Genomic DNA, 15,131 nt, shown 5'->3' with positions numbered 1-15,131 from the left:
TTGATTATTAATTGGAAACTAGGATTATATTCTTACCATTTTAAACTTGTCAGATGCACATTTGCTTTACGAGAAGAAGTAACAGCTATCCCCTTTTGGAGATTTTTAGTTAATGAGAAGCCTTCTAGCTCGTCAGCTTTATCTACATCTATTACTTTTAATACTACTTCATGACCACTTTCTAAAGACTTTTCGAAATCCAAGAAAGAGAATCTCCAACGACGACCTTCTATTTGATTTTGAATTAATACCAACACTTTTTTTTCGGGTACCCACAGCAAGTTTTGAACAAAAGGGCTACAAGTAAATTTCTTATAAAGTACACCCTTTTCAGAAGTTTTTTTGGCTGTTTTCAGTGCTAACGGATTGTATAAACGTACCTCATTTTTTTTGTTGCCATAATCGGCTGTAGCTACAAACCATTTGTTTTTGTATTGCACATATTCTGGTCGAGTTCCTTGAATACAAGCATCGTCGTCGATAGTATTCAATAGATTACCATCCAATGTTTTTGTTTTTTGCAAGCCTTCCCAATCCACAAAGTAAATTACAGCTTTCCATAGTGTACCTTCAGGATTCAGCCGAATGCTATTACCAATAAAAGTTGGCTGGTCTTTATGAAAAGCGATGCCTGTAGGATGATTGATAACGTCCTTACCTGCTAAGCTTAATTTTATTTCTTTACCTGTATAAGCCAGTGAATCATTGTGTAATACATATTCACGAATCATCCCTACTTCACGGTCGCCATAAATAAATGCTTTCTCATTTTGTATGCTGATGCCTTGTCCAGCACCAAGTGAATCTACCGTAAACTCTTTTGCTAATGTTAGCTGAATATCTTTAGGCAAAGTTTTGAGTGATAAAAAACAAAAGCTCAAAATACCAGAGAGTATCAGCCCACTCATTTCAATGATGGTTTTCTTTCTTTTCATGATGTGATAGTAATTGTGAGTTAGTGAATTGTGAATGAGTGAGTTATAATTGATTAAATGTTTTTATAAAAAATATCTTTTGTACATTAACGTATAATGCACAACTCACTCAATCACTAACTCACAATTAAATATTATGGGTCAAGGGGTTCTAATGGGTTAATTTGCAAGGCTTCGATAAGCGGGTAAAATTCAGCTTCTGTTGCTGATAAACGTTTGCCTTTTCGATAAGGCACATGATTTAATTCTTTTTCACAACGTTTATCCAAATTCAATTCTTGGATATACATACTTTGTGATTTTGAGGTAGAAGTAATACAAGCTTTATCGAAAGGAATGCCATAACGGAAAATCAAACGAGCTGTATTACGCATATTGGTGGTAGTATGGCGTGCATGAGGCTCTACAATCACGGCATTGGCTGGAACATGGAGCTTCTCAACCATAAACTTTCTCATTTCTATGGCTTCGTTATAAGGAGTTTTATAAGGGTGAACATTACCCCCAGAAACGACAATCAAGGGTGCTAATCCTTCAAAATAACGCAAAGCCGCTACTCTACAACGCAACATTCCCTCAGCACTCAAAGCAACTTTGGGTTCTTCGGGGCCTGCACCAGGTACTAGAATTAATGCATATTGATACGCTTTCCAGTTAATTGTCTTGATGCGCTCAACTGCTAATTTGTTTACTGTAGAAGCCATTGGTTCATAATCCGCCACTTGTTCACGTTCATTGATTTCTAAGGCAAGTAAAGCGGCGGTTAAGGAAGGCTCGAAAAACAAAGTTGCTTTTTTACTTTCTTCCTGAACAGTTGTGTGTAAATCGCCAACTAATTGAGGATAGCTTTTATGGCTAATCTTAAAACTGATAGAATCAATCGCTGGATAGTTTGGCTTTTGTCCTTCTACGTAAACTCCAATCGTAAAATTGATTCCATGTGCATCTTGCTCCCACGCCTTAATAAGTTGTTCTTTAGCAGAAAGCTTTTGTGATAAAATATAAGTACCCGAAGGAATTAAATGATTGAACACCAACTTCCCCAAAGCGTTATTATCATTATACAATACGCCTAAACGGCTACTAACTTCCTGAATATCAGCTTCACTTAATTTCATACTTTCGCTCAAGCAAAGGAATTTATTTTGGCATTGCTTAGAAGCTTCACTCAAAGTATTTAGCTTTTGCTGAGCGATTTTCTGTAAAGTAGCATCTTTACTCAACAATTGTTTTACCTCAGGAAGATTTTGGAAAAGTGTTAAGAGGTAATAATTTTTTGATTGAACAAAGCTTTTTCCATGCATCAACGTATAATTTGCTTGCGCATTTTGGGCTTTTAATGCATGATCGCTACAAAATAATAGTCCAAAAAAGACTAAACTGTATATTTTTTTCATCAATTTGATATTTATATAAATAAGCATTTCTTCTGAAAAAGAGACTACTTATTTAAGTTTTAGATAATAGTGTTATTAATGAAGTTGTCTTCTGCAAGGCATACTGTTTAAAGCGTTGCACACTTAACGTCGGAAGGTGTTATTGAAAAATGTCATCATTGTGAAGCACTTTTATGTTGCAAAAGTACATTGGCTGTTTAACCTGAAAATAATTATAATAATATCTGTTTGTTAATAAAAATATAATTTTTGAATCATTTTATGATTAATTTGCACTAATTAATGTATCTGTGCAAATCCTTCGTATTCAAGTGGTTAGTAATGACTTTTTTTAAAAATATTTAGAAAATTTGCAATGTTAATGGTGCATTTGTTGTTAATATAAAAAACAAAACTCAAGGAAATTATCAATATGACATTCACTTTTCAAGTAATTGCTCTTCTGCTAAACCTTTGTTTAGCAACTCCTTCAGAGCACAAAGCGAAAGCTATCGCAGTAGTAGATGAAACCCAAACCCTATATCTTGATTGCCAGCTTAATGGTGTTGTTAGCTACAATGCTTTTAAAGAATCCGTTGAAGGCGTCCATACTTTTCACCCTTCAAAACCCATCGTTACCATTGTAGATTTTTCTCTACCATCCAATGTGGAACGCTTTTTTGTGATTGACTTAGCAAAAAAGAAATTGCTTTTTTCTTCCTTAGTAGCACACGGGAAAAAATCAGGTGATAACATTGCTCATTTATTTTCAAATAAAATAGACTCCCATCAAAGTAGTTTGGGCTTTTATTTGGTTGGCAGTAGAATTACTAGTCCAAAACATGGTATGGCATTGTTATTACATGGTTTACAAAAAGGAATCAACGATAATGCTCGAAGAAGAGAAATTATTATTCATGGAGCATCGTACGTAAGTCCTTCATTTGTTCATCAATTTGGTCGTCTGGGACGAAGCTTCGGCTGTCCAGCATTGCCAAACGATTTAATCCCTAAGGTGGTGCCAGTATTGGCAAATGGAAGTTTACTATATATTCATAGTTAACAAGTTTGTTCATATTTATAAATAGTAGATTGCTAACTGGTTAGCAATCTACTATTCATCAACCTCTAATCTTATACTCCTATGCAAAAAACTAAAATTACATATCTGTTATTTTTAGTCTTGTTTGGTACTTTATTATTCCTTGTCATAATGGAAGGATGTAATAAAAGAAAAAAGAAAAATAGAGGCCTTCTACCAGATTCAAGCATTTACCAGTCACAGAACTATAATGATTTATTATTAGATTCTGCTTCCATAACGGCTTTCCTCAAAACATTTTCTGTGTCAGATACCATCAAAGAGGAGATTAATGAATTTTATGCACGACGTAATTATCAATTAGCATGGATTAATAATAACGGCTTGTCGCATTCAGTCTCTACCTTTTATAATCAATTACAGAACTACCAAAAAGATTTCGCGGATAATAGTCTTGATAACAGACAGATGGAAGAGCTAATATTGGCCTTTCAAGCTGATGAAAAGGGATTTCTTGCTCAAAAAAGTCAAGTCCAACAGCTAGAGTTATTACTAACGTCCACTTTTTTTAGGTTTGCCGAAAAGGCTTATGGAGGTATCAATAAAAGTCCATACGACCTTGAATGGTTTATCCCTAGAAAAAAGAAAAACTATCAAGTATTGCTTGACTCACTGGTTTCGCTGGCTAAAGGTGAAACAATTCAAGAACCTGTGAATCAATATTATTTACGTTTGAAAGATAAGCTTAAACAATATAGAGTGATTCAAAAAAATGGTGGTTGGAAAAGCGTCGTTACTAGTAAAAAGAAAATAGCGGTAGGTGATAGCGACTCTTGTGTCGTAAATATCAAAGAGCATCTATTTTTGACAAGCGACCTAAGAACAAATGATAAAACTACGTTATATACGGATTCCTTGGCGTATGCTGTAAAAAGATTTCAGCGCAGAATGGGATTGCCGATAACAGCAAAAGTTGACCTTGCTACTCTTAAAGAACTTAATCAAAGCATTGATGTTAGAATCAGACAAATCATGATTAATATGGAACGCCTAAGATGGGTGCCTGTAGAAATTGAAAGTGATAATTTGTTGATTAATATTCCAGAATATAAACTCCATGTCATTGAAAAAGGGAGACAAGTTTGGGAGATGAATGTGGTGGTAGGTAAAACAGCTAGCCAAACCAGTATTTTTAAAGGTAATTTATCCCAAATTGTATTAAATCCTTATTGGGGGGTTCCGACTAGCATCGTTCGTAATGAAATCTTGCCTAAGTTAAAGCAAAATACCTCGTATTTATCCAGAAATCATATAGAAGTACTTTCCGGCAATAAGGTAGTTAATCCCAATTCAATTAATTGGCGGAACTACGAAGGAAACGTTCCTTTTAATTTCAGACAACTACCTGGAGATGATAATGCCCTTGGTAAAATAAAGTTTTTATTCCCTAATAATTTTAATATCTATTTGCATGATACTCCTTCAAAAGGATTATTCAATCAACCTAAAAGAGCGTTTAGCCATGGCTGTATTCGCATATCACAGCCGAATAGATTAGCTCTTTATTTATTAAGAAATGATAAGGCTTGGAATAAAGAGAGAGTGGATAAGATATTGAAAACCGATAAGGAATATGGTATTAAAGTCAGCCCGATGGTTCCTGTTTATATTGTTTATTTTACTTCGTGGGTAGATAATACTGGACAAATCAATTTTAGAAAAGATTTATATGGCTTGGATGCCAAGCTTTCAAAAGAAATTTTTGGAGATAGTTAGCAAACAAAATCCCTTAAAATATTTTAAGGGATTTTGTTTTTTTATACCTGTTCATTCTCTACACTTTTCTTTCGCCAGTAATTAGCTAAAATTGAGCCTGATATATTCATCCACGGGCTAAAAACGGCTGCTGGCAAGCCAACAGTTCCGAGTTTACCCATCCCCCCTGCTAAGCCAGAGGCCATTCCACCATTTTGTAAGCCTACTTCAAAAGCAATTGTTCTTGATGAATTTTTATCTAATCCAAACAAGCGACTTAACCAATAACCAAAGAAATACCCAGAAGCATTATGAATCACGGAACTGATAAAAAGTAAGACTCCTACTTTCATCAGGTTTTCTCTCCCTGCTGCCGTGGTTACTGTAGTAAAATAGATAATCCCAAACATAGAAATATAAGGCATCATGGTATCAAGCTTTGGAAAATAATTAGCCGCTTGATGATACAAGACTCCGACTAATATCGCCGCCAACAAGAAACTTAGCACTTCTAAAGATTGAATAATTTCAGGAGAAAGCTGTGAGGTTACTAAAAAATGCCACAGTCCAAAGGGTAAAGCAATTAACCAAAGTGAGGCAATTACCACAAGGATATTTACATTTTTCTTCCCTTGAGGTGAAGCCGTTTTTAAGTAATCATGTAATAAAGCTGCACTAATAGGGACAATAACGATTTTGATGATTTCCATCATCATATTGATAAAATGAATTTCTATTAGAGTTCCTGCTAATAGTTTCATAATTAAGGGCGTCAAAAACGGAGCAGCCAAAGTAGCCATTGCCGTTACTACCACCGATAAAACCAAATTTGCCTTGGCTAAATAAACCATCACATTGGATGCTAACCCACTTGAACATGAACCAATTAAAATAATTCCAGCAGCAATTTCTGGTTCAAAATCAAAGACTTTGGTAAGTAACCAACCCATAAAAGGCATGATGGAAAAATGACAAAGTAAACCAATCGCCACCCCTTTGCCAGTAGAAGCCAATCCAGAAAAATCACGAATACTCATCTGAATGCCCATCCCGAACATTACAAATTGAATGATGATAAGTATAAGCCATTTGTTTCTTAAATCTATCGTTCCCCAGTGTGTGAAGGCAGCAGGATAAACCATTCCTGCTACTACAGCGACGATAATCCATGCCGTATACTGATAACTTTTTAAAGCGGAAATGCTTCCCATTCCTAGTGTAAAACTCAGCACAGCCACTACAAGGGCTACTTTGCTGATAGCTGAATTTTCTTGTATAAACGTATATACCAAAACCAACAGAGCAATGGCACTGATTCCTAAAAGAAATTGCTGGATATTTTTCATCATCAAAGAATAGTAGCAAGGTGTTGAACAGCAATGATTGGACTTGCCAAGATAGGTACTTTTTTATCTGCTTCGTCTAACGTATCTACTACCCTTGCCATTGAAGCTTGCGCTAGCAAAATAACATCTACTTGAGTAACTAACTCTTTCAAGGCTTTCGCAACAATCTCGTCGTGCTTTGTTGCATCTCCGCTCATCAATGCTTCAAAAGCTCCTTCACATAATATTGAAACTAATTCTATTTCCTTTCCTGCTTTTTGAGCACGACGCACTACTAAATCACTAGTTGGCCCTAATGTAGTTGGTAACGTAGCTATTACGCCTATCTTTTTCCCAGTTTGAACCGCCAAATCAGCCATTGGTTGGTCAACTCTCAATACTGGAATACCCGTCAAGGCAGCAGAAGCTTCAACAGCCGAGCCAATGGAAGAACAAGTAACCATGATAAAATCTGCCCCTGATGCTTCAGCTGAACCTACATAGTCAACCACTCTTCTAGCAACATCTGGTCTGAGTTCTCCATGCTTAATAACGTTTTTAATTAAGCTATCATCTACAATATTAAATACCTGAATACCTGGCAAGTATTCATTACAAAGTTGTTGAAAAATAGGCACCAATGTTGCCGAAGTATGTATAAGACTTAATGTTTTTGCTTGCATTTTTATTTTATTTTATAATTAGCTATTCATGATAATTTACCCTCTAATAAAATACCGAAGTATCGTTCATCACCTACCTGTCCTCCCTTAAAGTTGACTTCTATATCATTAATCAAAGGATTTGTAGAACGAGCTTTGCATAAGGGTGCTCCCGCGACTAAAGGAGCAATCATTTCTACCGCTTCTATTTCCATGGCTCTGGCTGCGTAGCTAGAAGTATCTCCTCCTGCAACTACTACTCTCCTGACATTAGTAGATTCCACTACTTTTTTGGCAATTAAGCCTAAGGCTTTCCCTAATTTTTCTGAAGACAATGTTGTAATTATATTCTCTTTACTTCCATTCGTATGCACAATAAGATGTTGTCCTTGTTGAGCGACATCTATTGCTCTTTTAATATATTCTTCAATTCGTAAAGCATCGATTTCACCATTACAAATGGACTGAGCATCAATGATAATCTCTTTAAACCCATGTTCTAAAGCCCAAGAAATTTGTCTGGATGTAACAGGCGAACAACTTCCTGCAATTACTAATAGTGGGTCAGCTTTTTCTAATGCCTGCCATGAAGTAACAGCTTTCGACGTTTGAGTTTCGTTCCAGTACTTACCTAAGGCCATTTCTACACCCGATGAACCTACTGAAAATAACGGCTGTTCTTTTTCAGCTAATTCATCTATTAGTCGACCGATATTCAAAAATTGGTCTTCATACATGGCATCAATCAATACCACCTTGGCTTCTTCATCTATCAGTTTTGCTAAACTTTCTGATAGTTCTTGAAAAGGTTTAGCTACTTGAAGAATATCCAACAATCCTATTTTTTTGTCAGTCTGCTTGGCTAAATGTAACCTCAAATCGCTTTCGTCAGCAGGCGTTACAGGGTGTTTAATCATAGCAGGGTGACGGTCGAGTCTGTAAATTTGCCCTGTACTACCAATGCCCATTCTAGCAAACAAATTACCAAAAGCACAATATCGCCCTAATGAGGGTGCCGCTACTAATAACGGCACACAGGTATTTTGAAAAACGGCTATTCCTACGTCAATGGCTTTTCCAATGCTTCCCGTTTCAGGAGAGGAATCAAACGTAGAACAAACTTTATAATGTACGTGCTTTACTCCTAATTGCTTTAAGGCAGAAAACGTTGGTAAAAGGGTTGCTTCCATTTGGCTAGGCGACATAGAGCGAGACAAACCCGCCACGCCGATAGCATTCAAATCAGTATAAGCAGCCAATTGAGTGGCTGTTGGCGCATCAATAAATAGTGCCGTTTTTGCTCCTGCTTTACTCAAAAATTCTAGTGCATCAGTCGAGCCTGTAAAGTCATCACCGTAATATGCTATAAGTAAATTATGATTGACCATCTTATTTTGTACCAAATTTTTCTACAGATTTAGCAAATTCAGGATATATTTTAGTCGCATCTTCAATTCCTAAACCATCTACTGCGGCTTGCCAAGCTTGTTGTAGTGCCGTTACGCCAGCAGCTGGCCCCATAGGGTGAGCTAAAATTCCCCCTCCTGCCATGTATAGCAAATCGGTAGTTTGTGTACGACGATAAGTTTCTGGTGCTTGTCCACCCCATTGTCCCGACGAAACTACTGGCAAAACAGAATATCCTCCTAACAAAGGCTTTAAACAAGCTTTTATCGATTGAACAACTGAATCATCGCTTTCCCAAAATTTATTCTGAATCCCATTAACATGCAGTTGGTCAACGCCAGCCAAACGCCAAAGCTTTTGATAAGCAGTAAAGTCTATTCCTAATAATGGATGTCTGGTCAGCATTCCCCAACCATTTCTATGTCCATGAATCGCCAAAGCACCTTGGTCGCATATCTTTTTAGTTCCTGCTATCCCAACGCTGTTGATGCTAATCATTGCACAGGTTCCTCCTGCATTGACTACTTTTTCATAGCGTGCTAGCATTTCATCTATTTCTCCACTGATATTGAAAGCGTACATGATTTTCTTGCCCGTTTTATCAGCGTGCTTGTTGATTACCTTCATTACCTCGTCAACTCGTTCATTAAAAGGCGAATTGACTGTTGAAGAAAGTAATTCATCATCTTTGATAAAATCAATACCCGCATCGGCGAGGGTTTCTACTAAAGTTGCCGTTTGCTGAGGCGTTAATCCAACACTAGGTTTAATGATGGTTCCAATTAATGGGCGATTTTGAACCCCAGTCAATTTTCTACAGCCTTCTATGCCAAATTTAGGCCCTGAAAAGTGGGTAGCATAACTTGCTGGAATATCAATATCCATCAGTTTCAACCCTGTAAATTGGCGAATCTCGTATAAATTACCTTGTAATGACGAAATCAATACGGGAAGATTATATCCAAAATTCTCTATCGACCAAGAAACCTTGACAATGGCACGATGATATTGATTAGTGGTACTTTCAGCCCCAGGAATAGCAGGTGTTGAAACCGTTTCTAAAAACTCAACAGATTCTACCCTTGCAGCAAATCTTTGTTTTAATTCTTCGGTTTCACCCGGTACTGCTGTAAAAGTGCCAGACGATTGTTCGCCTGCTAACACTGTTGCAGCGGCCTCTGGTGCAAAAGGTGTTTCTATAAAATATGTTGCCGTTATTCTTTCCATAAAAATTTTATCTACTTATTGGAATCCATACTTCCATTTCAGAATGCCCACGGTTACTCCAAGCATAATAGGGGATTAAGCGTACCTTGGCTGAAACGGGAACTTGTTCAGAAACTTCTCTGTATAATTTATTAGTCCACGTATCTGAACCATCAATAATTTTAGCTTCGCCTTCTAATGCGGTGATTGGGCTATTTTCTATCGTCATTGAGGTTGTTTTCCATTTGCTTTTTGGAGAAATGGCAAGGGTATTTAACTTTAATTGACTGTTATCAACTGACTCTAAACAATATACAATTGGCCCTCTTTTTACTGCCACTTGGTTTCTAATTTCTTCCGCCAAAGGGTTAGCTTCAATTAATTTTACCGTCATCGGTAAAACAATTTCTATCTTATCAGCAACCGACCATTTTCTATTCAATTCAACATAATTTCCTCCTTCAATTTTTCCTGTAAAAGGTTTACCATTAATCTTAATCTTCGCACCTTTGCTCCATTCTGGAATTCTTACGAAAACTGAAAAGGCATTTTGTGGCACTTCTTTCAAGGATATATTAATATTTCCATCCCAAGGATAATTAGTCTCTTGTGTCAAGCTAATTTTTGAACCATCTTTCAAAGAAGTAGAAAGTGTATTCGCACCATACAGATTCAACCATAATCCTTTTTCAGAGACACTATAGGCATAGTTATTTATTTGTGCGATGGTTCTTACTGTATTCGGTGGACAGCAGTTTGACTTACTGATATATTTTTGTCTACCACCCATCCAACGCAATTGATAAGGATAAGCATCTGATGCACTTAAAGGATTAGTATAAAAAAACTTATCACCATCTAAACTAATGCCCGACAAAATGCTATTATACAAAGCCAATTCCATTATATCAGCATACTTGGCTTCGCTCGTAATTTGAAGCATACGCCAGTTCCATAATAAATTTCCAATGTTGGCACAAGTTTCATTGTGTGCTGAATGGTTGGGTAATTGATACGATTTGCCATAAGATTGATGTACTTTCTGAACCGTATCAGGTTTATATGATGTCCCCTCCGGTGAAACACCATCGTATAAAGCACCACAGCCACCCGTAATATACATTTTATGGTTAATAACATCGTCCCACATCAAATCTAACGTTGATAATAAAGTACTATCTCCTGTTTCGGCAAAAATATCGGCCGCTCCTGCAAACAAATAATTAGCTCTTACGGCATGCCCAACTACTTTTTTCATTTGTCTGAACGGTACTCTATCTGAATTGTCGTCAGTGCCTTCCGAAAGTCCACGGATATTGATAAGTTTTTTAGCAAGCGTTAAATATTTCTGCTCACCTGTAGTTCTGTACATTTCAATAATGCCCATATAGTGTGAAGGACAAATGGCATTTCTGGCTTGCTCAGGACTAGCATTATTATAAAACCCAATTAAAAAGTCTGTCGCTTTTTTGGCAATATTTAATAAAGTTGTTTTGCCTGTTACCCTATAATGTACACAAGCGGCAGTCATTAAATGTCCGAAATTGTAGGCTTCAAAGCTCAGTTTGTCATCAAACATCTTTTGCTCCCCTGTTTTCTTTTGTTGAATAATCGCCTTGGTGTAAATATATCCATCTGGCATTTGGGCTTTACCAATCACCTCAATGGCATGATCCATCAACTCATCCAATTTCTTATCTTTCGTCGTAGCATACATACTAGCTACAGCTTCAAGGGTTTTATAAAAATCACCGTCATGAAACGATGGTCCTTTAAAAACGCCATTCTCTAACCCTGCGGCTATTTCAAAGTTTTTGAAAGAATGACTTAGGTTAGCATCCGTATAATTTTTCCATAAAGTTGGCACCATAGCCGAACGACAAACGGCAAAACGGTCTGCCCAAAAACCAGAAGTCCACGTTACATCGCCAAAATCAATGCTTTGTAATTTAGCATTTGGACTTTTAGAGGTATTCACCAAGCCTTTGTTTTGTGCTTGCAAATGATAGAAAGAAATCATCACTATAAGTAATGTTCCCACTTTCTTGATTATTCTGTTCATATTTCTTTAATCATTGAAAATTTCTCAACTAAAACCTCAGGTCTTTTGCTTTTAATCCTACCGATTCTTTTACAGCATTAAATGGCATGATGAAAAATGTATATTGATAGGGTTTCGCTTTTATTTGATACTGCTCTAAAGGTGCTGCCACATCACTCCAACTATCATTCCCGCCTACGCCCATTTGTATTAAATCTATATTCAGGTTGATAAAACCAGCATCATTTAAGTTAAAAGTATGCTTAGCTGTTTCGATATTTTGGTCGGTATAAGGTCTGGCACTCATGCTTAACAAACTATCCGCTACTACTAATAATCCTTCTTGCTTTTTGTTTGCTAAATACATCCAGCGAACATCTGTTCTATTACCATTCTCTTGTGGAACAGCATAAGGCTCCATAAAATCTTGAATATTTTGCTGATAAATACCAATATCAAATCCATAACGACGGTCAATATAATTTTCTAATACTCCTCTGCCATACCATGTTATATTTTCAAAAGTTCTTTCAATCCCACACTGCATCCCGATTTTAGGAATGTTAGGTAACGCAGGAGACGCTTTAAAGTCATAATTTACTTTTACAACGCCATCGCCATTAATCGTATAATTTACTTGGACAGAGGCACTATCATTTACTAAGGTATAGTAGCTAGTAATTATGACAGCGTTTTTAGAACTCATCTTCACGGTACAGCTTTTTGTTTTTAACACTACATTATACCATTGTTTTAATTTGCGCTGAGCCTTCCAACCACGACGGTCGTTATCAGTCAGCGGACGACTAAATTTTGGCAATAATGGATTAAAAATCTGTTCTTTACCTTTGAATAAATAGGATGCTAAAGCGCCATTTTTCTTGTCAATTTTAATTTGAAAACTTTTGCCGCTTAACAAAAATGTATTATCTGTTTCTTGTAAATCGACAGTTACAATGGCTTTCTTCTCTGATTGATGTGCAATTAATTCAGTTAAGGCAAATTGGTTAGAAGCTACTTCAAAACCTTTGTCTGCCCATGCTTCTTTTTTGGATAAGGTAAAGTGTAATGTTGCAAAGTATTCTTTGTTTGTCTTGAATTTAGGCAAATATGGTAGGATATTAACCAGTGTATCACTTCCTGCTGAAACGTTCATTTTAGGCAGTTCCTTCGTAAAAAGCACTTTGCCATCTTCTATTACTGATAATAAAACCGTATAATCACTCAAAGATTTAGTAGCATGGCGGTTTGCTATTTTTATAATTCCTTTCTCCGCATTTTCTAATACCGATTCCACGCCTTGGAATACTCTTTTACATTCATACATGGCTGCTTTAGGTCTGCCATCTGAAGCAACAACACCTTTAATAGTAAAATTATCGAAGTATTTTTCCCCAAAGTCTCCCCCATACGCATAAAACTCTTTGCCAGTAGCCGAGTCTTTTTTGAATAACCCTTGGTCTTTAAATTCCCAGATACACCCTCCTATTACTCTTTTCGTTTTACGGAACAAGTCCCAGAACTCCTTTAAATTTCCCGCACTATTTCCCATCGCATGGGCATACTCGCAAAAGAAAATAGGCCTAGTATCACCATTTGGCTGATTTGCCAATAATTCAGGCGTGTACATGGCTGGGTACATTCTACTGACAATATCTACATAATATTGGTCTAACGGATTCTGGAGACGATGCGAATGGTCATTAGGTTTTAAATATTTCGGGTCTTTATTGTCCATATATCCTTCCATATTGGGACTTCCCATAGCTGGTTCATAATGTACAGGTCGAGTAATGTCAAAATCATGTATCCAAGCAGCCATTGCAGCATGATTTGGTCCGCGACCAGCTTCATTTCCCAAACTCCAAAATATAATAGATGGGTGATTTTTATCTCGTAAAGCCATCCTGCTACTTCGTTCCAAATATGCCCCAGTCCAAGTAGCATCATTGCTTAGTTTTGAGCCTAGTCCATGCGTTTCGAGATTGGCTTCGTCAATAACCATAATACCATATTCGTCACACAAGTCATACAAATATGGGTCACTTGGATAATGACTTGCACGAATACAGTTAAAATTGAAACGTTTGATGGTAAGAATATCCTGTAGAATATCTTCTCTGGATAATGCCTTACCTTTTGTAGCATGATGGTCTGGACGATTAACGCCATACAAATACGTTACCTTTCCATTTATTAACAATTTGCTATTTTCTTTTGAAAATTCAATTGAACGAAAACCTAGTTTACAGCTTTTAGCTTCTAGCACCCGTCCCAAACTATCTTCTAAAGAAAGCACTAACGTATATAGATTAGGGATTTCATCACTCCACTTTTCAGGGTTTTTAACCTTACTTTCTAATAAGCCAAATTTAGCATTATCTAAGCGTGGATAGATTTCGTTGATGATAGACTCAACACTTTTTTCAAGAGGCTTTTCAAAAATAGGTACATTGTTTTTGTCATATAATTGTGCTTTCAATTGATAGCCCACTATTTCTTTCCCTGTTAGGTTTTCAATTCTTGGACGGATACTTAACAAGGCATCTTTATAATCTTTATCTAATTTAGTTTGATAAAAAAAATCTGCAATTCTGATTTTAGGCTCAGCATGAAGATATACTTCACGATGGATACCACTTAATCGCCATTGGTCTTGGTCTTCCAAAAAAGAACCATCACTCCATCGAATTACCCATACTGATAAAACATTTTCTCCTTCTTGTAAATAAGGCGTAATATTGAATTCAGAAGAAAGAAAACTATCCTCAGCATACCCAACAAATTTGCCATTTAACCACACTTTATAAGCCGAACTTACGCCTCCGAAATGCAGGGTAACATTACTTTCTTTCCAATTAGCAGGGATTGAAAATGTACGCTGATAACAGCCCACTCCATTATAATCTTTAGGAACAAAGGGCGGATTTACTGGCCTAAAAGGATATACCGCACTTTTATAAATAGGTTTGTCATACCCCTGCATTTCCCAATTTGAAGGTACTGGGATTGTTTTCCAACCACTAACCCTACTTTTATAAAAATCTTTTGGGGCATCAGCGGGTTTTAGTGCAAAGCTAAAATCCCAATTACCATTTAAGGATAGATAACGATTACTCTTTTCACGATTGCCCGAGATTGCACGCTGAATATTATCATAAGAATAGGCTGTTGCTCTTGATGCATCCCTATTAATCCCACTGACTGTTGGGTCTTCATAAGGCTCAGTCTGATAAATGGTTGGAGCATTTGGCACAGCGGCTGGTGTTTTATCAACCAACTGAGCGTAGCTTGCAACATGTATGAAACAGCCTAAGAAAAGTAAATATTTTAACATCTTCATTTAATGTATACTAATAAACAATTGATAATGAATAAGATA

10 protein-coding genes are annotated in these 15,131 nt (G+C 36.6%); 2 read left to right on the top strand and 8 right to left on the bottom strand.

Annotation, left to right across the window (positions count from 1 at the left end):
• Nucleotides 1-32: 32 nt before the first annotated feature.
• On the bottom strand, nucleotides 33-935 hold the full coding sequence (locus AC07N0_RS17605) for a hypothetical protein (RefSeq protein ID WP_494590231.1): 903 nt from the start codon (nucleotides 933-935) through the stop codon (nucleotides 33-35).
• Between the two features lie 134 nt (nucleotides 936-1,069).
• Complete coding sequence (locus AC07N0_RS17600) at nucleotides 1,070-2,332, bottom strand: YdcF family protein (protein WP_494590230.1); 1,263 nt, start codon at nucleotides 2,330-2,332, stop codon at nucleotides 1,070-1,072.
• A 412-nt stretch (nucleotides 2,333-2,744) separates the two neighbouring features.
• Here AC07N0_RS17600 and AC07N0_RS17595 point away from each other — a divergent pair, with 412 nt between their 5' ends.
• Complete coding sequence (locus tag AC07N0_RS17595) at nucleotides 2,745-3,374, top strand: murein L,D-transpeptidase catalytic domain family protein (RefSeq protein ID WP_492803761.1); 630 nt, start codon at nucleotides 2,745-2,747, stop codon at nucleotides 3,372-3,374.
• A gap of 81 nt (nucleotides 3,375-3,455) precedes the next feature.
• Nucleotides 3,456-5,129 (top strand): L,D-transpeptidase family protein, encoded by a 1,674-nt coding sequence (locus AC07N0_RS17590; RefSeq protein ID WP_494590229.1) that lies wholly within the window; start codon nucleotides 3,456-3,458, stop codon nucleotides 5,127-5,129.
• Between the two features lie 41 nt (nucleotides 5,130-5,170).
• On the opposite strand, the gene AC07N0_RS17585 is transcribed toward AC07N0_RS17590, so the two are convergent.
• The 6 genes from AC07N0_RS17585 to AC07N0_RS17560 are packed head-to-tail and all read right to left on the bottom strand — an operon-like array spanning nucleotide 5,171 to nucleotide 15,086.
• Nucleotides 5,171-6,457, bottom strand: a complete 1,287-nt coding sequence (locus tag AC07N0_RS17585; RefSeq protein ID WP_494590228.1) for a bile acid:sodium symporter family protein — start codon at nucleotides 6,455-6,457, stop codon at nucleotides 5,171-5,173.
• Nucleotides 6,457-7,116, bottom strand: coding sequence for an aspartate/glutamate racemase family protein (locus tag AC07N0_RS17580; protein WP_494590227.1), 660 nt, complete (start codon nucleotides 7,114-7,116; stop codon nucleotides 6,457-6,459). Before AC07N0_RS17580 ends, AC07N0_RS17585 begins: the two co-directional genes overlap by 1 nt.
• Nucleotides 7,117-7,142: 26 nt before the next feature.
• Entirely contained in the window at nucleotides 7,143-8,483 is a 1,341-nt protein-coding gene (locus tag AC07N0_RS17575; protein ID WP_494590226.1) for a four-carbon acid sugar kinase family protein, read from the bottom strand.
• Nucleotide 8,484: 1 nt separating this feature from the next.
• On the bottom strand, nucleotides 8,485-9,729 hold the full coding sequence (locus AC07N0_RS17570) for a ribulose-bisphosphate carboxylase large subunit family protein (RefSeq protein ID WP_494590225.1): 1,245 nt from the start codon (nucleotides 9,727-9,729) through the stop codon (nucleotides 8,485-8,487).
• A 7-nt stretch (nucleotides 9,730-9,736) separates the two neighbouring features.
• A complete protein-coding gene (locus AC07N0_RS17565) occupies nucleotides 9,737-11,770 on the bottom strand; it encodes an aceric acid hydrolase (protein ID WP_494590224.1) in 2,034 nt (677 codons plus the stop codon).
• Between the two features lie 28 nt (nucleotides 11,771-11,798).
• Nucleotides 11,799-15,086, bottom strand: coding sequence for a glycoside hydrolase family 2 TIM barrel-domain containing protein (locus AC07N0_RS17560; protein ID WP_494590223.1), 3,288 nt, complete (start codon nucleotides 15,084-15,086; stop codon nucleotides 11,799-11,801).
• Nucleotides 15,087-15,131 lie beyond the last annotated feature (45 nt).

Source organism: Arcicella sp. GW821-FHT09D11 (assembly GCF_059416265.1).
This window is presented reverse-complemented; position numbering and strand designations above follow the sequence as displayed.

Bases quoted from the DNA above. Each gene is read 5' to 3' on its own strand.
- AC07N0_RS17595 (WP_492803761.1), top strand. From the start codon at position 2,745: ATGACATTCACTTTTCAAGTAATTGCTCTTCTGCTAAACCTTTGTTTA.
- AC07N0_RS17580 (WP_494590227.1), bottom strand. From the start codon at position 7,116: ATGCAAGCAAAAACATTAAGTCTTATACATACTTCGGCAACATTGGTG.
- AC07N0_RS17560 (WP_494590223.1), bottom strand. From the start codon at position 15,086: ATGTTAAAATATTTACTTTTCTTAGGCTGTTTCATACATGTTGCAAGC.
- AC07N0_RS17575 (WP_494590226.1), bottom strand. From the start codon at position 8,483: ATGGTCAATCATAATTTACTTATAGCATATTACGGTGATGACTTTACA.
- AC07N0_RS17600 (WP_494590230.1), bottom strand. From the start codon at position 2,332: ATGAAAAAAATATACAGTTTAGTCTTTTTTGGACTATTATTTTGTAGC.
- AC07N0_RS17585 (WP_494590228.1), bottom strand. From the start codon at position 6,457: ATGATGAAAAATATCCAGCAATTTCTTTTAGGAATCAGTGCCATTGCT.
- AC07N0_RS17605 (WP_494590231.1), bottom strand. From the start codon at position 935: ATGAAAAGAAAGAAAACCATCATTGAAATGAGTGGGCTGATACTCTCT.
- AC07N0_RS17565 (WP_494590224.1), bottom strand. From the start codon at position 11,770: ATGAACAGAATAATCAAGAAAGTGGGAACATTACTTATAGTGATGATT.
- AC07N0_RS17570 (WP_494590225.1), bottom strand. From the start codon at position 9,729: ATGGAAAGAATAACGGCAACATATTTTATAGAAACACCTTTTGCACCA.
- AC07N0_RS17590 (WP_494590229.1), top strand. From the start codon at position 3,456: ATGCAAAAAACTAAAATTACATATCTGTTATTTTTAGTCTTGTTTGGT.